The sequence below is a fragment of the Glutamicibacter sp. genome (genome assembly GCF_050701915.1).
Classification (GTDB): Bacteria; Actinomycetota; Actinomycetes; order Actinomycetales; family Micrococcaceae; genus Glutamicibacter.
Map to the genome: position 1 here is coordinate 20,005 of NZ_JBOGEG010000016.1, position 21,965 is coordinate 41,969.

Genomic DNA, 21,965 nt, shown 5'->3' on the forward strand with positions numbered 1-21,965 from the left:
CTTGATGATGGATTGGTCCGGTCATTCGCGCGCCGGATCAATCACATCCTCGACTTTGAAGAAACTTCCCAGAACGGGCCGGTCGCCGCGTAGTTCCTTGGCGAACTGCAACCCATCCACATTGATGCGCATCTGCCGCTGGTATTCATCGCCCTGCTGCATCCATGCGCGAATCGTTCCATCAACGCCGTAGAAGTAATCGAACCCCTGGTCTTTGAAGAACTGATAGCGTGCCCCTGCGTAGCGCTGGGTCCGGGCAATATCTGATCCAAAAGGATAGATGTAGTGCCCGGTTTTTCCCACGATCGGTTCCACTTCGGCTTTCCACAGTTTGGTGTCCCGCTTGAGCCGGTCCATGCTGACCGTCCCGGTGGCAATGTGCCCCCACGAATGAGACGCGAAAACCCAACCGCTGTTCTTCATCGCTTCCGCGATCTCCGCGGCCTTCTTCTGGTCAGCTTTCAGAGTTTTGCTCTGCGGGTACTGGCTGGCCGAGGTGCGGTAGCCGAATGCGCCGTTATATCCGGTCATTGCGATCAGGCCGCGAGCGTCCCGATAGGTGAAATCGGGATGTTCCGCTATGAAGTCATCGACCATCGTGGTGACGTCAAAAGCGCCAACCTGCGTTTTTCCCTCCGCGTCCACGTATTCGTTACGGACCTTGCCGTCCTTATCCAGCACGAGTTTGCTGGCGAAGCCATCACCTTCCATATATTCGTAATAGCTCAGGTCATCGATGGACAGCACCAATGGCTTCTTGCCCTTGGGCAGCATGATGTCCCGATACTTCATCTGCCCCTGCTCGTCGAGCGAGGCGAAATCTCCCGGGTTGACCAGCACGTAGTCACGCGCATACAGCTCGTTGAGAATGGCCGCAAACTCTTTTTGAGTCACCATGTAGTTGGCGTATCCCTGTGAACTGCTGTCTTCGTCAAAGGCTCTGTCGGGATCGACAATCAGCGAGTGAAAGAACAGGTGAGGTATATTATTCGGCTCTTCCCAAGCCGAAACCTGGCCTTTCTCATCTTCTAGGCCGCCGGCCATCTGGTTCAGCTGTTCGGCGCTGTCTTTCTTGGCGAGTTTAATGGCCGCGTCATAGTCGTATCCGTCAGCTAGCCGGTTGATCTCGGCTTTAACGCCGTCCACTCGTGCTTTTTCTTTCTCAGCCTTTTCGACGGCAGCAGGATCCGGGGGCGGCGTTGACGGATCCTCTGCAGCGCTGCACCCGGCAAGGCCCAGCGCCAGCCCGAGCGAAATCACTAATCGTAGGTTCTTCAATGGCTGCGACCTCCGTGACCTCCACCGCGCCCGCAAGGCCGGAAGAAAACGAGTTGTCATCTGGTTATTTCGACCCTACACAGATAGCGCAGGGGGCAACACCCTTTCACGATGAATTATCGAACTTGAGCGGTGTCTAACATTCAGCTTTTAGGGAGCTCACATTTTGGAAGGAGTCCAATGATTTAGAATTGATTGGTTAGGCATCCCAAAGATCAAGGAAGTTCATGCAGCCCTCGCACCGCGCGAATAGTTTGTGGCTTCAGTCCCAGCAGTTCAAAAGCTCGGCCGCGTATCGGCTTCTGACCGCCCAGCCGTGGGCTGTGGCGTTCATCCGTGCAGAGTTCACCGCAGATCGTTCCCGTATCGCATTGGAACTTTTCCATGCCTCCTTGGATTCCTTCCTGAAGCAAGCGCGCAAAAGCGATGACCAGATTCCCGTCTCGTATTCGGCTCAGGATTTCGCCGAGACATGGGTAAAACAGGGAATTCTGGCTCGTCCGCTGATTGATGGACGCTTCGTGTATGAACCAAGTGCGCAGACCCTGCGCGCCCTGCGCTTCTTGGCGGATTTTTCCACCGATGATTCGCATTTGAACTCGTCGCGTCTGAACACTTTGCTTTCTTCCTTGGAATCCCTGGCCCATGAAACGGATCCGGATCCCGAAGCGCGTATCCGTGCCCTCGAATCCCAGATCGCGCTACGCCAAGCCCAAATTGACCAGCTGCGCAGCGGGGATGATCCGGCGGTGCTTTCTCGCACGACCGCGTTGTCGGCAACCCGTTCCGTACTCGATCTGGCATCCAGCTTGCCAGCAGATTTCCGACGCATGCGCGATGGCGTCCAAGATATGCTCCATTCATTGCGTGAAGGTATTTTGGATGCTTCCACAGCCAAGGGCGTAGCCGTGGGCCAGGTTCTTGAAGCTGACCGTCAATTGCGTTCCACTGCCGAAGGCGAAACCTTTAGCGGGTTCACTGAATTCCTGAATTCCCCGGAAGCACAGCAGCGTTTCCGCGCCGCATTGGCCGAAGTCCTGGAACGCGACTTCGTAGATGATCTGGAAACTCCCGAACGCCAGATCCTCACTAACCTGTTGCGTGAATTGCGCCGCCAGGCAGCTGAAGTCCATGCCTCCTACGGCAAGCTCTCCGAATCCCTGCACGCTTTCGTGCAGTCTGAGGACTACAAGCAGGCCGAGCTATTGCGCCAAGCGGTCCGCGAAGCTGAACTAGCGATCAGCAAGTCCACGAGCCTGAAGCCCCGCAGCGGACTGGCCCCCATGGAGCTCTTCGCTCCGCAGTTTGTCACCCTTGCCGGACTTGGAATTTACGACCCTTCCGAGCATGTGGCTCCGCCTCCGCTGGCTCAAGCGCCAGAATTCAGCGAAGCCGACATTGTGCGTAATCCCTCAACGCCCCAAGCCGACATGCCGTTGCTGCGTGAATCCATCACCCGGCATCTGAGCCAGTCCAGTTCCGGCTCGATTCGGTTAGATGAAGTCTTCGAATCCTTGGATGCCGAGCAGCGGCACTTGAATTCGATTCGCGCCCTGGTGGAAATCGGGCGCACCAATGGCGAATCACTGAATGAGAGCGATCTGCTCAGCATCCATTTCCAGCAACTCGATGGTTCCATGCGAACCGCAATCCTGCCCGCGTTAAGCTTTACGAAGGAGCCGCTATGACCAAGAGCGATTCATACGCCGCACCGATCACCGAACCAATGTTTGAGGGCGATACCGGGAAGTTCTCGCTGCCGCTGCGCCAGCTGCTGGTCCGGTTGATGCGCGGCCCGTACCTGGATGGATCCATCGATGCCTCGGCTTGGCAGCTGTTGCTGGACCAGCAGCAGGGCATCAGCGATTACTTCTCCGAGATTTTCTTGGCACTGCAGCTAGACATGGATCGCAAGATCGCCATGCTTACCCCGGTCCAGATTGAACAGGTCCACACTTCTCCTATCGCTCCGCGCCGTCCGCTGAAGCGTGATGAAACCCTGCTGGCTCTGCGACTGCGGCTGTTGCTCGAACAGCATTCGGGCAGCGGCAGCGATGCCGTGATTTCGCGTGCGGGCATGCACGAGATCCTGGCCGAGCACCGCCAGACTTCAGACCGGGATGACAAGCGCTTTGCCGAATCCTGCGATGCTGCGGTTACCCGCCTGCAGGCTTTGCGCCTGCTGACCGGCACCGAGCTGGAAAATGAGTTCCGCATCTCCCCTGCGCTGGCGATGGCGCTACCGATCACCAATATTCAAGACATCCCGCGCTACATCGCGGCAATCGACGCTAATGACCCAGCTTTCAATCTGGGAGCCGAAGAAGCTGATGACCTCGCAGAGCAGACCCCCGAGTTGGTGCAGGAGTAACCGATGAGCATTGAAATGACTCTCCCGCTGGGCGGGGCTCTCAACCCAGGCCAGCATCGTCTGAGCCGAGTCCAGATTGTTAACTGGGGCACCTTCCACGGCTTGCATGATCTGGCCGTGGACCGTGCTGGCACCTTGGTCACCGGCCATCCAGGCGTGGGCAAATCCACCTTGTTTGATGCGATGGGCCACGTCTTTTTCGCGACTCCTCGCCTGAACGAGTCGGCCAATGATGCGGCCACCCGCGAGGACCGCCGCACCACGTTCTCCTACATGCGCGGGCGCAAGTTCAAAACCAGCGCCGGTACTGTCTACCAGCGCCCGGGTGCGACGTGGAGCGCCATTGTGCTCAGCTACGACGATGGCATGGGCAACACCGTTACAGCCGGCGCGGTCTTCGATTTGCCCGATGCCGGCCTAGAAGGACAGGTCTCCAAGCACTATCTGTTGTGCGAAGGCAAGGTCAATATTGCGGAGCTGGAAAACCACGGCCCGCGCCGCTTCACCGTCTCTTCATTGTCCAAGGCCCTGGCGCCGAGCGAGGCATTCGATACCCACAAGGCGTTCATCGAGCGATTGCGCCGCCGCTTAGGCGTCGAAAGCGATAAGGCATTTGCCCTGTTGCGCACCTTGCAAAATGGCAAGGGCCTGGCCAAGGGCGTCAACCAGTTCTTCCGCCACGAAGTGCTGGAAGAACCGGCCACATTGAAGGCTGCAGCCGCAGCAGTGGAAGACTTCGCTCACTTGCGTGGCATCTACCGCCAGCTGGATACCGCCCGTGCCCAGCGTGACGTGCTCGCACAGGTGCCGGAGCAGGATCAGGCCTACCGTTCCTTGGCTGGACAGATCGCCACCGCCAGGCAATTGCTGGAAAGCGACGTCCACACTTTGGAAGCCCAGGTCCGCCAGCTGGTACTGCGCAATGATTTGAACTCCCATGAAACGGAGCTAGCCAAGCTCAAAGCCGAAGAGGCTGGGCTGCGGCAGCGCAAGGAAAAGCTCGATGACCAGCTGGCGTCGCTGGAGGCTGCCCACGATTCCGCGGGCTCTGCTTCCTTGATGCTGCTGGAGCGCGAGGCCGATGTGGCTCGCAAGGCGTTGAGCGAGAAGGAGAACATCCTCCGCACACTGCAGCAGCAGGCCGCGGATGCTGGCTTGGCCTTCGACTTCTCAGCCACCGGCTTGGATGAGTTGCGGGCCAACGCTGCACGTACCTTGCAGCAGCTCAGCTCAATTACGCATGATGCCCAGACTGTTGAGTACGAGGCCATGGCCACCTTGGTCAACCTGCGTAAGCGCGCAGAAACTTTGGCTGAGCAGATCCGCTCCTACCAGCGCCGGGCCAGCAATATCGATGACCGTTCGATAGCTGCCCGCCGTGCCATCGCTTCGGCCTGCTCGCTCAAGGAGGAACAGCTTCCTTTCGCTGGCGAGCTCATGGATGTTTCGGCAGATGCCAGTAACTGGCGTTTGGCCGCTGAAAAGTCCTTGCACTCGTTGGCCCGTACCCTGCTGGTTCCCGGGGACCTGCTCACCCCGGTCACCCACGCCATTGATCAGCTCGACGGCCTGGGCCGTGTCCGGTGGAGCGACATTTCCCAGCAGCCTCGCACCGTTGAAGCCGGCCCGGCGGATCTGGTGGCCAAGCTGGACTTTGCCCCCGGTGAAGCCGGAGCATGGCTGAAGGCGAAGATCACCGCGGATTATCCGTTGGCCTGTGTTGAGAACGATGCAGCCATGCATGTGCACCCCAAGGCGATAACCCCGGCCGGCACGATCAAGTCCGGAACCGGAAGCTTTGAGCGCGATACCCGCACTTTGCCTGCTTCCGAGTACCTTCTGGGCTTCACTAACGAGTCGAAGATTGCCGAGTTGCAGTCCAAGGCAGCACGGTTGAACGAGAAGATCGTTCAAGCACAGCAGGCTGCCGATGAGCGCAGTGTGGCGAAGAACAAGATCGTGGCCAAAACCCAGCTCTTGCAGGCCCTGATTGCCGATGAGCGGACTTTTGGCCAGCTTGACGCGTCCGAGGCGTTAGAAGCGTTGCGCCGCAGCGAGCAGAAGCTCGGCGATGCACTGGCGCTGTCCGGGGACTCGTCCCGGGTTCGCCAGCAGATTGAAGCGGCGAAGGCTGAGGCCGAAACCTTGGTCGGCGACCTCGCGCTGGTTCGTTCACGCATTGCAGATCTTGACTTGCAGGTGCAACGTGCCCAGCAGGTCCTGTCCACCAGCGACGATTTGGGGTCCGGCTGGGAGGAGAGCATTCCTTCCGCCCTGCGCCAGCATCAGCTGCTTGGCCCGGTTCTCCAGCAAGTTGTTGCAGGCAACTGCCCTGCTAGTGAACAAATCAGCGAAGCCTTTGCCGAGCTCAAGCTCCAGTTGGGCAGCCAGGTCAATTCCTTGCAGTCGCAGCGCCAGGAAATCGGTGGCGCGCTGAGCGAAACCTTCCGTCGTTTTGCCCGCGAATTCGGCACCTCTCACGCGCAGACCCATGGCACCACCGCTGAAGCAGCTGAGCATTACGCGCAGCTGCACGATCAGATTGTGGCCGATGGCCTGCCGCACCATGAGGCACAGTTCCGTGAATACTTCGCGAACCGGTCCTACGAACGCTTCAGCGACCTCTTGCAGTTGCTGGATGAAGAGCGCCGGATGATCTCTGAACGCATCAAGCCGCTGAACCAGATTCTGGCAGAGGTGACTTTCGAGCATGGATCGGTTCTTCGCTTGGAAGCGGCTAATGCGATTCCAGTTGAGGCCGGCACCTTCCGCAAGGAATTGAAGGACGCTTTGCAGGAGGCTTACACCACCAAGGACGAATCCACCCTGGCCAGCTCTTACCAGGCGCTGGAGGCACTGGTTACCGCGCTCAGCGACCCGGCAATGGTCTCATGGCGTTCGACCGTGCTCGATGTCCGTCAGCATGTGATGATCAGCTGCAATGAGCACAAGCCCAATGGCGAGATTGAGACCGGTTTGGAACCCGGCACGCTCTCCGGCGGCGAAGGCCAGCGCTTCACTTCCTTCATCATGGGCGCTGCCTTGGCCTACCAGCTTGGCTTCGCTTCGGCCGGGTTCACTTCCTACGGCACGGTGATGATTGATGAGGCTTTCATTCAAGCCAACTCCGAATATGCAGCGGCAGGCATACGTGCGTTGCAGGAGTTCGGTTTCCATTTGGTGCTCGCTGCACCCGAAGACAAGATTGACCTGAGCCGTCACCTGGGATCCATCACGGATATCATCAAGCACCCCGGCTCTAATATTTCGGGCTTCGTGACCACTGGCCGTTCCCCGGCCATGGCCACCACGATTACCCTGCGCAGCTAATCATCCAGGACAAAGCACTAGGTCCAGAACTCGCCGCGGCGAGTTCTGGACCTAGTGCTTTGGTGCTTTGCCTCTAAACCATGCCGCGCTGCACGCGTTCAGGGATCATGACGACCCGTGGGACCAGTTCTTGGGGTGCGAAGGCGGGATCGATGCACTGTTTCCAATACTTCAGGTGCACCTTATCGATTTCATGTGCAGAATCCTGCACCTCCACACCACCTTCACCTTGGATGCTGTACCAGTAGAGGTAGTCGACGCCATCCAGGGTTTCACTGAAGATCGTCTCCACGTACATCTTTTCGCCTTCCAGGGTTTCAAGCACCGCGGGCATATTGCTGTTCAGGAATTCCAGCCATTCATTAGCTGCCGCAGTTTGGCCTGGCAGAACGCGGAATCGAGTGAGTTCAATTTTCATGCCTACAGCCTATTGGCTTCTGCTGCGCCCCGGAAAAAGACAGTGGTCCTGAAAGCCTTTGCTTTCAGGACCACTATCCATGGCTGGCTACCGGCTATTCGACGGCCAATCCTTCAACCGGCGACAGCTTTGCGGCGCGGCGGCCCGGAGTCACCGATGCCAATAGCGCTGCCACGATGCTGATCAGCAGGACCAGTGCGAGCTGCCACCATGGGATCTCGTAGGTCATCGCGCCCATGGACGAGAGGGCCGAGCGGGCTCCAAGCAAGCCGTAGGCGACACCCAGCACCAGGCCGAGCAGGGCTGCTACGCCGCCAATGAGCACCGCCTCGGTGGCCAGCATGCTGCGCAGCTGCTTCTTCTTCAGGCCCAGGGCCCGCAGCAGGGAATTCTCCCTGGTGCGCTCCAGCACCGAGAGGCTGAGCGTATTGGCGACGCCAATCAGCGCGATCAGGACCGCCACTGCCAGCAGCGCCGAGACGATTGCCAGCAGGACGTCGATGACTTGCGAGAACATGGACTTCATGACCACGCCTCCGGAGATCATCGACGATTCCACACCGGTAATATCCGCGATTTCGCTGACCAGGTCATTGACCTTCGAGCTGGCCAACTGGTCATCGGTCTTGACCAAGATCCCGGAGAAGGCTTCGGATTCATCGATCCCGAGCTTGCTGAAGGTCTCCTTGCTCACGATGTTCCCATCCACCGAGGCCGTTGAGGACTTGACCTGGAGAGTCTGGCCACCGATGCTCACCGAGGTGTTCTCGGTGGGCCACTGCGTGAACACGATCTGCCCGTCGTCCGGTACGATGCCCTCGGCCAGCGCTACGCCGGCAAAGGACTGCGGGTCGACGGCCATCAACTGCACGTCGTAGGATTCCTCCGCGTTGAATTCCGCCTTGGCTGAGCCGAAGTCGTAGGTGGAGGAAGCGCTGACGCCCTCTAGTTCCCCAATCTGCTGGGCAAAGTCCTGGGCCTTGGCTTCATCCAGGCCATTACCCGGCAGGGTGACCATCAGGTCCACCGGGAATTCCCCGGCGATGGAACTGTTCAGGCTGGCCTTGGCCGTCTGCCCGCCGACCATGATCATCGACACCAAGGTGACGCCGATCAGCAGCGCGGTAGCAGTCGCGGTGGTGCGCCCGGGGTTCCGCACGGCGTTCAGCGCGGCCAGCTTGCCGGCAGTCGAGTTGCCTGCGACTGCCTTGCCGATCCCCGCCACGCTGGAGGGAACGAAGAGCGAGGCGAGCATCAAGATTCCAGGGAAGGACACCAGTCCGCCGAGGAAGGCGATGACCAGGTCCCCTTCGAACGCACCGTAACCCAGTCCCACTGCTCCTGCGAGCACCAGCAGGGCACCGAAGATGATGCGCGCCTTGCCAGCCCGGTTCTTGACGCTGGCCGCATCGAAGGGACGTAGCGCGGCCAGCGGAGCCAGACGCATCGCACGGCGGGCCGGCAGGCTAGCAGAAACCACTGTCATCAGGATGCCGACGGCGATCGGGATGATCATCCCGGCGGGGTTCAACGCCAAGGTGGCATAGGACATCGATGGCACCAGCGCATGCAGCAGCTCGATCAGGCCGGCCATCAGTGCGATGGCCAACAGGACGCCGATTACCGAGGCGGCGATGCCGATGAGCAGGGCCTCGACGAGTACCGAGCTGCGGATCTGCGTGCGCTTGGCGCCCAGGATACGCAGCAGCGCCAGTTCGCGGGTGCGCTGGGCGATCACCACGGAGAAGGTGTTGACCACGACGAGCCCGGTGACCACCAGGGCGATCAGCGCGAAGACCACGAGCACGACGGTGAGCTGGTCGGTGCCTCCGGTCATCTGGGCCACATCGTGGACGACCTTCTCGTCCGCGGTGACCACTGCAATGTCCTTCATCTGCTGGCTGGCGAAGTGCTCCTGCAGCTGCGTCTCCAGGGCCGGCAACGGCCCCTGGGCGTTGATGACGATTTCCCCGAAGTTCTCCTGTCCTGCGGCGAACTGGCCCCAGGACTTCTCGCTCAGCCCGCCCAGGGCGGTCGCCGCTACCTGCGGATTGGTGCTGGAGCGCTGGATGCCGACAATCTTCATGTTCTCGGTCTTGCCCTGCTCATTGCCCAGCGCCACGACATCGCCAACTGAGATGCCCATGTCTTCGGCGTGGGCCTCATCGATAATCATCTCGTTGCCGCCCAGCGGCGGGCGGCCTTCGAGCAATTCCATGCCGCCGAGCCGCTGGTTGGGATCCACTGGCTGCAGCGCCACAGAGTAGCCGTTATCCGAGGTGTGCATCTGCCCGTAGGCGTAGCCCACTCCGTAGGCGGAGGACACCCCGGGCAGGTCGCGGATGGCCGCAATGTCCTTCATGTCCAGCCGGGTCAATTCCTCGGCGTCAGGGTCCATCTCCCAGTCCGGGTAGGCGACCAGGTCTGCATTCTTGTACGCATCGCCCAGGGAGTTGCGCAAGGTGGCCTGGGTGGAGGAATTCACCGCGAGGGTCGCGGCAAGGAAGGCGGTGCCAATGGCCACAGCCAGAATGACTGCGATATAACGCCGTGCATAGGTCTTGATATTCGAAAGTGCTACGTGCAGCATTGCTTACTCCGCCAGGGAGGCCAGGGCCTCGGTTACGGTAGCCACGGTTGGCTCCTGGATGGATCCGACAATCGTGCCGTCCTTCATCAGCAATACATTGTCTGCGTAGGACGCGGCGACCGGGTCGTGGGTAACCATGATGATGGTCTGGCCCATTTCACGGGTGGAAGTGCGCATCAAGGACAGCACTTCTGCACCGGTACGCGAGTCGAGGTTGCCAGTGGGCTCATCGCCGAAGACAACTTCCGGTCGGGTGAGCAGTGCCCGGGCTACCGCAACTCGTTGCTGCTGGCCGCCGGAGAGTTCATGCGGCTTGTGGTTCAGGCGGTCGCCCAGGCCGAGAGCCTGGATCACGGTGTTGAACCAGTCGCGATCGTGCTTCTTGCCGGCCAGCGACAATGGCAGCAAGATGTTGTCCTTGGCGGTGATGGTTGGCACGAGGTTGAAGGACTGGAATACGAAGCCGATCTGCTCGCGGCGCATCTCGGTCAGCTGGTCATCGCTCAGCTCCAGCAGGTTCTTGCCGCCGATGATGATTTCACCGGCGTCGGCGGTATCAAGTCCAGCCAGGCAGTGCATCAGCGTGGATTTTCCGGAGCCCGATGGGCCCATGATGGCGGTGAAGCGGGATCGCTCGAAGGAAACGTTCACGTCGCGAAGGGCCTCGACACGGGTGCTGTCATGTCCGTAGGTCTTGGTTAGGCCGCGTGCAGCGACCGCATTTTCAGTTCTCGGCAGAGTCTCAGAAGTCATACTAGAAAGACTACAAAGCACCTAGCCAAACCTGCATCCACCATCGGGACCTAGTTTGTCGGGGGCACGTCATACCAAGGTATGAGCAAGGCTGCAGACGCTATCCACCCGGAGGTTATCGGTTAGCAGCCATGTTCGCGTTCGGTTTTCTGGTGTGATGCTGGCTCAATCTGGAAGGTCGAGTGCTCAATGCTCACGGTGAAATGATCTGCCACGCATTGCTGCAAATCCCGAAGCAGCCCACCGGCTACCCCAGCGGAGAACATCGAGTCCTCGACCACCACATGGGCCGTGAGGACCGGAAGGTTGGAAGCAATCTGGCTGGCGTGCAGATCGTGCACCGCAATGACCCCGGGCAATGCCTCCAAATGCTCTCTTACCCCGAGCAGGTCCAATCCCCTAGGGGTGGATTCAAGCAGAATATGGGTGGTTTCCCCCAGCAGTTTCATGGCCCGGGGAACAATCAAGGCGCTGATGACCAGGGCTGCCACGGAGTCTGCGCGCATCCATCCGGTGAAGGTGATAACCAGCGCGGCAATAATGACGGCGACCGATCCCAACGCGTCGTTGACTACTTCCAGAAAGGCCGCGCGCATGTTGAGGTTGCTATTGCGTCCCGCGGAAATGATCCACATGGAGATGACGTTGCCTAATAGGCCGATGATGCCGAAGGCCAGCAGCCCGGCCGGTTGGACCTCTGCAGGGGTAAAGAGCCGCCGTACGGCGTCGATGGCCGCATAGATGCCCACAGCCAGCAGCAATGCCGATTGGAAGGTGGCGGAGAGGACTTCTGCGCGGCGGAATCCCCAGGTGCGCTTGGTCGTTGGCTTGCGCATGATCAGGTTGGCAGCGGTCAACGCCAGCAGTAGCCCCAGGGTATCGGTGAGCATATGCGCTGCGTCAACCAGCAAGGCCAGCGAGTTGGTGACGATAGCGCCAACGACCTCGGCGACGAGGATCGTAGCGGTGATGGCAAAGGCCCAGGCTAGGCGGGTTCGGTTTGCTCCGGAATGATCGTGGGAGTGCCCGTGAGAGTGGTCGTGTCCCAAGTTCAGCCTTCCTTCGGGTCCATGCTGTGCGCTTCTTGCCAATGGTGATGGGCTGGATCTTGTGGCAGAAGCGCCGAAGCGGCAGCAGTCAATGCGTCAAGTGCTTCGCTCTGGCCCAGCGAGTAGATGCTGGCCCGCCCTTGGCTTCTGACCAGCACCAGGCCGGTATCTTTGAGACAGGAAAGGTGCGCGCTGACCGTGCTTTGGGCAAGGCCCAAATGCTCGGTGAGTTCCCTGACCTTATGCTCCCCGGTGCGCAGATGGTCCAGGATCAGCAGCCTTGTCGGGTCAGCGAGGGCGTGGAAGAGCGCCGCGAATTGAAGCTTGCCGTTGCGGACTTCCAATGCATCGATATCCGACTCTATTATCGCCATATACCGATGATAGGTGACTTTGGCGCGAAACGAAACGTTTTATGGCCATCTGTGAATCGCGATGGATGGCAAGATGAAAATATGACTGAAGATCTCATCGTTGGCGAAGACGGATTGGCGCGCCCTCGCTGGGCCGCCTCGAATGACATGCTCCGCACATACTACGATGCCGAATGGGGCATGCCGATCACCTCCGAAGAGGGCCTTTTCGAACGCCTCAGCCTTGAATGCTTCCAGTCAGGCCTTTCCTGGGCCATCATCCTTTCCAAGCGCGAGTCGTTCCGCAAGGCTTTCGAGAATTTCAATCCCGAGAGGGTCGCATTATTTACCGAGGATGACTTCAATCGCCTGATGGAAGACACCGGGATCGTGCGCAATAGACTCAAAATCCGCGCAACGATCGCCAACGCCGAAGCGACCCTGATGTTGCGCGAAGAAGGCGGACTTTCGGAATTCGTGTGGTCCTTCAAGCCAGAACAGACCCCGGCTCCGCGTTCTTTCGCTGAAGTACCCACGCAAAGCCCAGAGTCCAAGGAACTGGCCAAGGCGCTGAAGAAACGGGGCTTCAAGTTCGTGGGCCCGACAACCATGTACGCGTTGATGGAAGCCATCGGCATGGTAGACACCCACCTGGTCGGATCGCACCGGCGTGGTACTTCTGGCATCTGGGCCTGAGCGCATGGAACTGCGTCTCCCGGCAACGGGAATTCTGGATGTAGGCCACGCACTGGCAGTCCTGGAATTGCATTCCCTGCCTGCCCAAGAGCGGCTGGATGCCAATGCGGCCCAGCTGCACCGTGTCCTGCAGCTGGAGGGAAACCTGGTAGAAGTTTCACTGGCCCTGGACCCTGCAGGCGTTTCGATCACCCACGATGCCCCGCCGGAATCCATTTCCCGCCTCACGCAGATCATCAACCATTGGCTTGGACTGCAGCAAGACACCGGAACTGCTTACAAAGCGCTCCAGGCCCTTCCTTGCTACCAACCGCTAGCGATGGCCTTCCCCCGCTTGCGGCTAATCAGCTACCCGGATATTTTCGAGGCTTTGGCGACCACGATCATTGGGCAACAGGTGTCCTTGGCGGCGGCCCGGACCCTGGGCGGCCGCTACGTCGGCGCATTGGGCCAACTGCATGGCTCGGGCCTTCGGGCTTTCCCCTCAGCTGCCTCAACGGCCGCGTGCACGCCTGGAGAATTGCGCGAGATCATTCACTGCCCGCAGTCGCGGGCAACGACGCTGCATGCGGCAGCCGAATGGTTCGAGGACAGTGGAAAGTTCCTGCTTGGAGACGTGCCGGCATTCCTGGAGCAGCTCCAGGGGCTGCGCGGGGTGGGTCCATGGACGCGCAATTACATGGCCTTGCGGGGCTTGCGGGATCCGGACATCTTCCTGGATTCGGATCTAGTAGTTCGCCGAGCCATGAGCAAGCTTCACGATAGCGGCGTAACCGTGGCACTTCCACCGAGGGGTGCTGGCTACCTGGCTACGTTATTGCTATGGTCTTTTGATGCTGCCAAGCCATAGCGACGAGAAAGGGAGCTTATCAAGGTGTGCAATCTTGATAAGCTCCCTTTTCGACGAATCAGCTGACCGAGCAAGTCAGCCGATTCTCCATTCCCCTTATTCAAGCCGGCTACGCCGCTCGCTGCTTCGAGGTGAGCAGCCCCGGTAAGCAGTGAGCTAGCCGATAAATATCGGTCAAGCTTGACGCTTCTCCCGACCACACACGGGAGAAGCTCTGGAATAAGCATATCCTAAGAACTGGCAATAACGTCAAGCCCTATTTGCGTAATTTTTCGATTAATTTCTTAGGTTCCTCTAACTCGCTCGATTCAGGCAGCGCCAAAAAGGCTAGTCGGCGAAGATCTTGCCAACTTCCGTACGCTTCTCGGCCTGGAACGCATCTTCCGCACGGCCGAAGGCCCAGTAGGCAGATAGCGACATGTCGCGGCGGTCCACGCCATGCTCGTCATAGAAGTACGCGCGCAGCTTCTTCATGACTTCGCGCTCACCGTGGGCAAAGACCTGCACCCGGCCCTCGGGCCATGGAATCGACCGGACCGCGGACTCCAGGATGGTGCTTTCAGGGGAGAATTCGGCATTGCGGTGAATCCAGCGAATTTCCACACCAGCGGGCGCCTGCAACTGCATTTCGTCAGCCTCGTCAGCGACCTCGATGACAACCAGTCCCCTCATCTGCGGGGTCATGGATTCCAAGGATGCTGCAATGGCGGGAATGGCAGTTTCATCTCCGGCAAAGAAGTGGAAATCAAATTCATCCCTGGGGACAAACATTCCACCCGGGCCCGAGAAGCAGATCGATGAGCCGATCTGCGCGTCACGCGCCCAAGGTCCCGCTAGGCCGTCATCGCCATGGACCACGAAATCAACCTCGATGGTGCCCGCCTGCATATCGCTGCGACGCACGGTGTAGGTACGGCGAACCGGCAAATCCTCGGGAGCCAGCCGCTCGCGCAGCGCTTCCATGTCGTAGGGCAGCTCAAGGTCCAGTTCCGGCTTGGCGAACAGGAATTTCACATAGCGGTCGGTCACCGGCTTATCAACGAAATCCGAGATGCCTGGGCCGCCAAGCGTGAGCCGCACCAGATGAGGTGCGATGTTCTCACGCTTGAGGACCTGCAGGAGGACCTGGGGGCGCGCAGGGCGTCCTCCAGTTTGCGGGCGACCACCAGCCGGCTGGGACACAAAACCACTTCCTGTCTTAATAAGGGTAGATAGATCAATCCTAATTGACGGGAGCGCAAGAGGTTACTTCGGGAAGGTCGGAGGCCCTTCATATGCACTCAACCCAGCGCGTTCTCCGGGGCTCAAACGCTGCACCCGCGAGGTCACCGGGTCGAAATAGGCCAAGGTAGTGGATGCCTTGACGCACAGATAATCCTCCACCGGATCACGGAACTCGTAGCAGATATCAAAGCTGGCCGGCTTGATATTGGCAACCCAGAGATCGACATTGACCGGCACGTTGCGGTATTCCAACGGGCGGGAATACCGCACTCGATGCTCGACAACGAGGATCTGGGTTCCGGCAGGCACTGCGGAGAAGATATCGGCTTGCGGCTGCGTGCCTGGCGCGCCGGTGCCACCGGGCACGCCAAATCCGGCGATACGCGCTTCTTCCATCAACCGGATCAGGTTGACGTTATTGACGTGGCCATAAGCATCCATATCGCCCCAGCGCATAGGGACCTGCACCCGCAAAGTGGTTTCAACCATGGCTAATCTTCCTTCAGCAGGTTTGCGCCGTCATTGCTCACGATCCCCAACTTGGCCAGTTCCCTGAGGATCCGGGCTCCATCTGGTTCGTAGACCCAACGCACCCCGGGGGTGGTTCGGCGCAGCTCATGCGAGCGTCCGCCGGCTAGCACCGCTTCCGAAGGGGTCAGCTGGCGGATCACAATAGCCCGGACCAGTTCGGGGTAGCGGCGCGCGAACTCCGCATAGATGGCCGGATCATGCTGGCCGTCATCGCCTATGAGCACCCACGAAATGTGCGGGAACTCTTCGGCCAGCCGACGCAGCTGATCAACCTTGTGCTGCATTCCGCTGCGGAACCAGGAACGGTCCGTCGGCCCCCAGTCGGTTAGCAGCAACGGCCCCTTCGGGTACAGGTTGCGCGAGATGAAGCGCTGCAGGGTCTGCGCGACATTCCATGCGCCGGTGGACAGGTAAATAGTTGGAGATCCCGGATGCTCAAGCAGCACCTTCTGGAGCATCACCGCCATCCCGGGGGTCGCCACGCGGGCATGCTCGGAGAGCACAAAGGAGTTCCACGCCGCCAGCATGGGGCGCGGCAGCGCGGTGACCACGACGGTGTCATCCACGTCGCTGATCACGCCGAACTTCTGCGCCTGGTCGATAACGAGGATCTTCGCCTGCGCGGCATCGCCGTTGTGGGCTTGAAGCCGGATCTCATTCCAGCCTGCGGGCAGGTCGACTATCAGCTTCACATCGATGACGCCGCCGCGGTCAGCCTGGACTTCGAAGCGCTGGTCGCCAACGTGAATGCTGACCTTTCCACCGGGAAGGATCGGGGAAATGAAATTGCGGAAACCGCGAATGCCATCGGCAATTACTTGGGCTTGGTGCTGCCCGTCTTCAAAGGCGCCTGGCTTGGCCAGGACAACGCGAGCGAAGACGCGAATCCAGCCGCCGCTCGGTCCGGTGGAGCCATATCCCACGTAGGGGAGGATTACCGCTTCCTGGCCGTGCGCCAGGGCGCGCCGTGCACGCCAACGATGCACCCCGTCTTCCATTCGCGAAGCTACATGCCGGGCATCGCCATCAGCCGAAATATGACTCATAGCCCCAGTCTTTCATGTCGACCCCCAAGCATGGGAAAACGACAACTTGTGTCTTAAACCCTTGCCTTTTTCTACGAAGAGTAGAAAACTGGTGCTATGAAATTCGAACACGAACTGAATAGTCCGGTCCTGGTATTGGATGAGGACCAATCGTGGCAGCTGCTCTCGCACACCTCCCACGGACGCGTAGCAACTTCGGTTGCAGGGTTGATCGATATCGTTCCGGTGAACTACGCGGTGCACAACGGCAAGCTATTCTTGCGCACCTCGCCCGGAAATAAGCTTGCGGCCATGTCGATCAATGAAAAGATCGCTTTCGAAGTAGACGGCATCCTTTCCGATGAAGCGTGGTCCGTTGTCGTGCACGGTAGCGCCGAGGTACTGGAGCATGAAGCCGATATCAAAGAGGCCCGCGAAAGCGGCGTCAGTCCCTGGATCCCCACCCAGAAGGATTTCTGGATTCGGGTCAACATTGATTCCATCTCCGGGCGCCACTTTGAACTTGGCGAACAACCAGAGGTCGCTGAATAGTTCTCTAGGATTTGCACGGCAAACGCCGCTGCCTGCCCCATGCCGATCGGGCTGGCAGCGGCGTTTCCAGCATTATGCCGATACCTGGGAATAAGGGTAGAACCCTTCTCCGCTCTTGCGCCCGAGCTTGCCCGCCGAAACCTTTTCGGTGATCATCGGGTGCGGCTGATCCGCCTCATCACCGGTCTCGGCGTAGGTCGCCTGGGCGATGAAATCGATAACATCCAATCCCACCATGTCCATCAGCTCGAATGGACCCATCGGGTGCCCCAAAGCGGTCTTCGCGGTGGTGTCGATGTCTTCGATGCTGGCGATTCCCTGGTGAGCCAGTTTCAACGCCTCGGCGTTGATGGCACCCATCATGCGGTTGGCAATGAAACCCGGAATCTCCTTGTTCACCAGCACCGGGTTCTTCCCAAGCTGGTTTGCTACCTCGGTGACAGCCTGAATCGTGGCATCGCTGGTCTGCTCATTGCGGACTACTTCTACGCATTTCATTACCAATGCGGGGTTGAAGAAGTGCATATTGCACACCTGCGCTGGACGGCCACTGGCCTGGGCTACCTTCGAGGAGGGCAGCGTCGAGGAGTTCGTCGCAAGGATGGCGTGCGCCGGTGCATGCTCACCGAGTTGGGCGAAGATCTGCTCCTTGATGTCCAGTCGCTCCACAGCAGCCTCGATCACCAAGTCCGCCGTGGAGGCACCCTGATTCAAATCGGTGTTCTGGCTCAAACGACCCAGCGCCGCATCTACCGTGGGCTGGTCGAGTTTGCCCTTGGCCACGCGGCCGGCAGCCCAGGATTCCAGCTCGGTGCGTGCTGCGTTCAACGCGTCGGCCGAGATATCCTGCAACACGGTGGCGTAACCGCCCAGCGCGCAGCTCATCGCGATCTGCCGGCCCATGGTGCCGGCGCCGATCACCAAAATACGTTCAATCCTCATTGATCATTCTTTCTCTGCAGTCCCAGCCTGCGCCCTTTAGCCGCGCAAGTAGGTTGTCGTGGTGTGCGTGTAGAACTCGCGAGCTGCTGCTCCCTGCTCCTTCGGTCCGTAGCCGGAAGCTTTCGCGCCGCCAAAAGGCACATGCGGGTCAGCGCCGGCTGACTCCGAATTTACATGCAAAATACCCACGTCGAGAGTTTGTTGCGCCTCGAGAGCCAGCGCAAGGTTCGAAGTGAACAACGCCAGGCTCAAACCGTATTCCGAGTCTTCTGCAGCTTCGAAAGCTTCCTTCCACCCGTCGACTCGGCGCACGGACAAGATGGGTGCGAAGAATTCTTCCTGCCATGCGCAGTTGGCTCGCCCTGCTTCCCCCTCCGGAAGTTCCAGAATGGTTGGTGCCAGGAAGCTGCCGGTTTCCGGGGCGAGCCCGCGATAGCGCAGTGTTGCACCCTGTGCCAGCGACTGGGCGATCCCCTTGGCCGCCGAGTTCGCCGCTTTGGCATCCACCAGCGGGCCCATGTGCACCGACGGGTCCAGCGGGTCCCCGGTCACCCACTGCTCCAGCCTTTCGGTTAGCTTGGCCAAGAACCTGTCCGCAATGGCCTCATCGAGGATCAGCCGGCTGGTGGCCGTGCATTTCTGGCCGGTTGAGCGGAACGCCCCGAAAAGCACCTGCTCGCTGGCCAGGTCCAGGTCTGCGTCGGCCAGCACTACCGAAGCATTTTTGCCGCCCATTTCGGCCTGCACCGGAATCCCCCGGGCCGCACCCGCCGCGCAGAGTTTGCGTCCCACGCCGGTGGAACCGGTGAAAGTCAGGCCGTCCAGATGCTCATGGGCGATGAAGGCATCGCCCAGCGCACCCGGGCCGATGACCAGGTTCAGTACGCCAGCGGGCAGCCCTCCATGCTCCAGGGCCTGCACGAAGCGCATGGCCAGCAACGGCACCAAGCTGGCCGGCTTGAACACCACGGTGTTGCCGAAGACCAGCGCCGGGGCAATCTTCCAGGCCGGAATTCCAATCGGGAAGTTGAACGGGGTGATCACCCCGATCACCCCCAGCGGCTTGTGGGTAACCATGATCTGTTCGCCGGCACGCGGGGATTGGAAGACGGTGCCGGCAGCGCGCTCGGCCTCGCCCGAATAGTAGGCCAGGATCTGCGCGGCGCGCAGCACCTCGCCAATTCCCTCGGTTCTGGTCTTGCCCTCCTCAGCGGCCAGTTCCGCTCCGAAGTCCTGCGCATGCTCCTTCAGGTAGCCGGCGGCCTTGGCCAAGATCGCCCCGCGGTCGGCCATCGGAGTGGACGCCCAGGACTTCCTGGCCCGATGGGCGGCGCCGAAAGCGGCGTCCACCTGGTCCACGCTGGCCGCGGTGCCCGCCGCGAGCACGCTGGATTCGTCGGCGGCCGCCTTCGAATCGATGCGGCGGCCCTCGCCAGGCACCCACACGCCATTGACGTAGTGCTCCAGGGTGGCAAGTGTTGTCGAAAGGTTCATTTGCTTGGTTCTCCCGTCTTCCTTGGCTTAGCGGAAGGCCGGCACGCCGGTGAGCTTATTGCCCAGGATCAGGGTGTGCACCTCGTCAGTGCCTTCGTAGGTGCGCACCGATTCCAGGTTGTTGGCATGGCGCAATGGCGAGTAATCCAGCGTGATGCCATTGCCTCCCAAGATGGTGCGTGCTTCGCGGCAGATCGCGATGGCTTCACGGCAGTTGTTCAGCTTCCCTAGCGAAATCATGTGCAGGTCCAAGTTCCCGGCATCCTTCAACCGGCCGATGTGCAGGGCCAGCAGGAAGCCCTTGTTGATTTCCAGGGCCATGTCCACCAGCTTCTGCTGGGTCATCTGGTATCCGGCCAGCGGCTTGTCGAACTGCATGCGTTCCTGCGAGTAGGCCAATGCCGCTTCAAACGAGTCGCGGGCGGCGCCCATGGAACCCCACAGGATGCCGTAGCGGGCTTCGTTCAGGCAGGAGAATGGTCCCTTCAGGCCCTTGGCGTTGGGCAATACCGCGGAACCGGGCAGGCGCACATCGACCAGATCGATTTCGCACTGGATGGAGGCGCGCATGGACAGCTTCTGCTCGATCGGGGTGGCGGTGAAGCCCGGGGTGCTGGTTGGAACGACGAAGCCGCGGATGCCCTCATCGGTCTGTGCCCAGATCACTGCCACCTGCGCCACATTGGCCAGCCCGATCCAGCGCTTGGAACCGTTGATCACCCAGTCATCGCCGTCGCGGCGGGCGAAGGTCTTCATGCTCGACGGGTCCGAACCTGCGGTTGGTTCGGTCAGGCCAAAGCAGCCAATGGCTTCGCCGGCGGCCATCTTGGGCAGCCATTGCTGCTTCTGCTCTTCGGAGCCGTGCTTGTAGATAGCGCTCATGGCCAACGAGCCCTGGACCGAAACGAAGGTGCGCAGCCCCGAATCGCCGGCTTCCAGCTCGGCACCGGCGATGCCGTATTCCACGGCCGAGCGCCCGGCGCAGCCGTAGCCTTCCAGGTGCATGCCCAGCAGGCCCAGCTTGGCCATTTCCGGAACGATTTCCAGCGGGAAGACTGCGTCGTTGTACCACTTGGCGATGTTCGGCTTGATGTTCTCGTTGACGAAACCGCGCACGGTATCGCGCAGGGCCAGTTCCTCCGCCGAGAGCAGCGAATCGAAGTTGATCAGGTCAGCTGGATCCAGAAGGCGTTCTGCGGTGCTCATGATAGGTCTCCTTGAAAGTTCTTGCTATTAGCTATTTGCCAGGGTGCCCAGAAGTTCTTGATGCTCCCCGTGGGCCGGCGGGATTGTGCGGTATTGGGCGGCGGTGCGCGAGAGCCCTATGGGGCTGGCGATCTGCTCGGTCGCTTCGCCGGTGGCCGGATCGGTGATCAGCGCGATGGGATCAAGGCCAAGTTCCTTGGCGAAGTCGATGGCCTCGGCGATGGAGTTGACCTTTCCGGCGGGCACTCCCGCGGACATCAGCGCATTCGCCCAGTGCGCGGCAGTGGCCGAGGCGGTGGCCGCTTCGATGATTGCCTTGAGTTCTTCGCGGTGGGCCACCCGTGCGCTATTGCTGCTGAAGCGCGGGTCTTGGGCCAGTTCCGGCCGGCCAAGGTGCTTGGCCAGAGCTGCGAACTGGCGGTCGTTGCCCACTGCGATGGCCACGACGCCGTCGTTGGCTGCGAAGGTTTCATAGGGGGCAATGCTTGGGTGCGCGTTGCCCATGCGTGCCGGGGATTTTCCGGTAGCCAGCGTGCTGCTGGACTGGTTGGTCAGTCCGGCCAGCAGCGAGCCGAGCAAGTTGACGGTCACCCGCTGGCCCAAACCGCTGGCATCGCGTTCGCGCAATGCCAGCAGGATACCGGCAACCGCATTCTGCGCAGCCAATACATCCACCAGGGCAACGCCGGCCTTGCTCGGAAGACCGCCTGGTTCTCCAGTGATGCTCATCAGTCCGCCCACTGCCTGCACCAGCAGGTCGAAGCCGGGCAAGGCTGCACCCTGTTTTTCGCCGAAGCCTGAGATGGAGCAATAGACCAGCTCCGGGTTCAGCTCGCGCAGGCTCTCGTAGTCCAACCCGAATTTGGCCAGCACGCCGGGGCGGAAATTCTCCACCAGCACGTCAGCCTCGCGGATCAATCCGAGCAGGGCACGCAGCTGCGTCGTGTCCGCGAAGTCGGCGACTACTGCCTGCTTATTGCGGTTCACCGACCAGTAGTAGGTGCTGATGCCTTGGGCATTGACCGGTGGCTTCCAGCTGCGGGTCTCATCTCCAGCAGCGTTTTCCACCTTGAGAACTTCGGCTCCGAAGTCGGCCAGGGTCATGGAGCACAGCGGCCCGGCCAAGATGCGCGAGAGGTCGATGACCTTGACCCCTTCAAGCGGTTGGCTCATTTGCTTCCACACCTTCAATCCACACAAAATGCCTTAGTTACATGTTGCATGCAACTCTATGTTGCACGGATCACCCTTGGCAAGGATTTTCAGGATATTTCGTCGGCTTCAGGGCACCGAGCGCAACCAG

At 60.2% G+C, this 21,965-nt stretch carries 19 protein-coding genes; 6 read left to right on the forward strand and 13 right to left on the reverse strand.

Features of this window, described 5'->3' with window-relative positions:
• Positions 1 to 21: 21 nt before the first annotated feature.
• Positions 22 to 1,278, reverse strand: a complete 1,257-nt coding sequence (locus tag ACRDT3_RS10865) for a polysaccharide deacetylase family protein (RefSeq protein ID WP_431492981.1) — start codon at positions 1,276 to 1,278, stop codon at positions 22 to 24.
• A 227-nt stretch (positions 1,279 to 1,505) separates the two neighbouring features.
• Here ACRDT3_RS10865 and ACRDT3_RS10870 point away from each other — a divergent pair, with 227 nt between their 5' ends.
• Genes ACRDT3_RS10870 through ACRDT3_RS10880 form a run of 3 tightly spaced genes read left to right on the forward strand, consistent with a single transcriptional unit; the run spans position 1,506 to position 6,979 of the window.
• Positions 1,506 to 2,966 (forward strand): DUF3375 domain-containing protein, encoded by a 1,461-nt coding sequence (locus ACRDT3_RS10870; protein ID WP_431492982.1) that lies wholly within the window; start codon positions 1,506 to 1,508, stop codon positions 2,964 to 2,966.
• Positions 2,963 to 3,649, forward strand: a complete 687-nt coding sequence (locus tag ACRDT3_RS10875) for a DUF4194 domain-containing protein (RefSeq protein ID WP_431492983.1) — start codon at positions 2,963 to 2,965, stop codon at positions 3,647 to 3,649. Before ACRDT3_RS10870 ends, ACRDT3_RS10875 begins: the two co-directional genes overlap by 4 nt.
• A gap of 3 nt (positions 3,650 to 3,652) precedes the next feature.
• The gene (locus ACRDT3_RS10880; RefSeq protein ID WP_431492984.1) at positions 3,653 to 6,979 is read left to right on the forward strand and encodes an ATP-binding protein; all 3,327 of its coding nucleotides are present in this window, start codon (positions 3,653 to 3,655) and stop codon (positions 6,977 to 6,979) included.
• Between the two features lie 73 nt (positions 6,980 to 7,052).
• On the opposite strand, the gene ACRDT3_RS10885 is transcribed toward ACRDT3_RS10880, so the two are convergent.
• The 5 genes from ACRDT3_RS10885 to ACRDT3_RS10905 form a co-directional block, all read right to left on the reverse strand.
• Complete coding sequence (locus ACRDT3_RS10885; RefSeq protein ID WP_431492985.1) at positions 7,053 to 7,397, reverse strand: DUF6176 family protein; 345 nt, start codon at positions 7,395 to 7,397, stop codon at positions 7,053 to 7,055.
• A gap of 94 nt (positions 7,398 to 7,491) precedes the next feature.
• Positions 7,492 to 9,987: an ABC transporter permease gene (locus ACRDT3_RS10890; protein ID WP_431492986.1), complete on the reverse strand. Its 2,496-nt coding sequence runs from the start codon at positions 9,985 to 9,987 to the stop codon at positions 7,492 to 7,494.
• 3 nt (positions 9,988 to 9,990) lie between these two features.
• Entirely contained in the window at positions 9,991 to 10,740 is a 750-nt protein-coding gene (locus ACRDT3_RS10895; RefSeq protein ID WP_431492987.1) for an ABC transporter ATP-binding protein, read from the reverse strand.
• Positions 10,741 to 10,862: 122 nt separating this feature from the next.
• Positions 10,863 to 11,789 (reverse strand): cation diffusion facilitator family transporter, encoded by a 927-nt coding sequence (locus ACRDT3_RS10900; protein ID WP_431492988.1) that lies wholly within the window; start codon positions 11,787 to 11,789, stop codon positions 10,863 to 10,865.
• Between the two features lie 2 nt (positions 11,790 to 11,791).
• The gene (locus tag ACRDT3_RS10905; RefSeq protein WP_431492989.1) at positions 11,792 to 12,163 is read right to left on the reverse strand and encodes an ArsR/SmtB family transcription factor; all 372 of its coding nucleotides are present in this window, start codon (positions 12,161 to 12,163) and stop codon (positions 11,792 to 11,794) included.
• Between the two features lie 81 nt (positions 12,164 to 12,244).
• Between ACRDT3_RS10905 and ACRDT3_RS10910 the strand changes: the two genes are divergently transcribed.
• Together ACRDT3_RS10910 and ACRDT3_RS10915 are read left to right on the forward strand one after the other, a co-directional pair.
• Positions 12,245 to 12,838 carry a DNA-3-methyladenine glycosylase I gene (locus tag ACRDT3_RS10910; protein ID WP_431492990.1) on the forward strand — a complete coding sequence of 198 codons (594 nt, stop codon included), beginning with the start codon at positions 12,245 to 12,247 and terminating at the stop codon, positions 12,836 to 12,838.
• 4 nt (positions 12,839 to 12,842) lie between these two features.
• A complete protein-coding gene (locus ACRDT3_RS10915; RefSeq protein WP_431492991.1) occupies positions 12,843 to 13,688 on the forward strand; it encodes a DNA-3-methyladenine glycosylase family protein in 846 nt (281 codons plus the stop codon).
• A 327-nt stretch (positions 13,689 to 14,015) separates the two neighbouring features.
• Here the strand turns inward: ACRDT3_RS10915 and ACRDT3_RS10920 are convergent, their stop codons facing one another.
• From ACRDT3_RS10920 to ACRDT3_RS10930, 3 genes are all read right to left on the reverse strand, one after another.
• The gene (locus tag ACRDT3_RS10920) at positions 14,016 to 14,870 is read right to left on the reverse strand and encodes a siderophore-interacting protein (protein WP_431492992.1); all 855 of its coding nucleotides are present in this window, start codon (positions 14,868 to 14,870) and stop codon (positions 14,016 to 14,018) included.
• Between the two features lie 63 nt (positions 14,871 to 14,933).
• On the reverse strand, positions 14,934 to 15,401 hold the full coding sequence (locus tag ACRDT3_RS10925) for an acyl-CoA thioesterase (RefSeq protein ID WP_431492993.1): 468 nt from the start codon (positions 15,399 to 15,401) through the stop codon (positions 14,934 to 14,936).
• A 2-nt stretch (positions 15,402 to 15,403) separates the two neighbouring features.
• Positions 15,404 to 16,489 carry an App1 family protein gene (locus ACRDT3_RS10930; RefSeq protein ID WP_431492994.1) on the reverse strand — a complete coding sequence of 362 codons (1,086 nt, stop codon included), beginning with the start codon at positions 16,487 to 16,489 and terminating at the stop codon, positions 15,404 to 15,406.
• A gap of 96 nt (positions 16,490 to 16,585) precedes the next feature.
• Here ACRDT3_RS10930 and ACRDT3_RS10935 point away from each other — a divergent pair, with 96 nt between their 5' ends.
• Positions 16,586 to 17,020: a pyridoxamine 5'-phosphate oxidase family protein gene (locus ACRDT3_RS10935; protein ID WP_431492995.1), complete on the forward strand. Its 435-nt coding sequence runs from the start codon at positions 16,586 to 16,588 to the stop codon at positions 17,018 to 17,020.
• A gap of 72 nt (positions 17,021 to 17,092) precedes the next feature.
• Here ACRDT3_RS10935 and ACRDT3_RS10940 read toward each other — a convergent pair whose 3' ends face one another.
• The 4 genes from ACRDT3_RS10940 to ACRDT3_RS10955 are packed head-to-tail and all read right to left on the reverse strand — an operon-like array spanning position 17,093 to position 21,835.
• Positions 17,093 to 17,962, reverse strand: a complete 870-nt coding sequence (locus ACRDT3_RS10940; RefSeq protein ID WP_431492996.1) for a 3-hydroxyacyl-CoA dehydrogenase family protein — start codon at positions 17,960 to 17,962, stop codon at positions 17,093 to 17,095.
• A 36-nt stretch (positions 17,963 to 17,998) separates the two neighbouring features.
• Positions 17,999 to 19,456, reverse strand: coding sequence for an aldehyde dehydrogenase family protein (locus ACRDT3_RS10945; RefSeq protein ID WP_431492997.1), 1,458 nt, complete (start codon positions 19,454 to 19,456; stop codon positions 17,999 to 18,001).
• A gap of 27 nt (positions 19,457 to 19,483) precedes the next feature.
• Entirely contained in the window at positions 19,484 to 20,662 is a 1,179-nt protein-coding gene (locus ACRDT3_RS10950) for an acyl-CoA dehydrogenase family protein (RefSeq protein WP_431492998.1), read from the reverse strand.
• Positions 20,663 to 20,689: 27 nt separating this feature from the next.
• Positions 20,690 to 21,835 (reverse strand): CaiB/BaiF CoA transferase family protein, encoded by a 1,146-nt coding sequence (locus ACRDT3_RS10955; RefSeq protein ID WP_431492999.1) that lies wholly within the window; start codon positions 21,833 to 21,835, stop codon positions 20,690 to 20,692.
• Between the last annotated feature and the right edge of the window lie 130 nt (positions 21,836 to 21,965).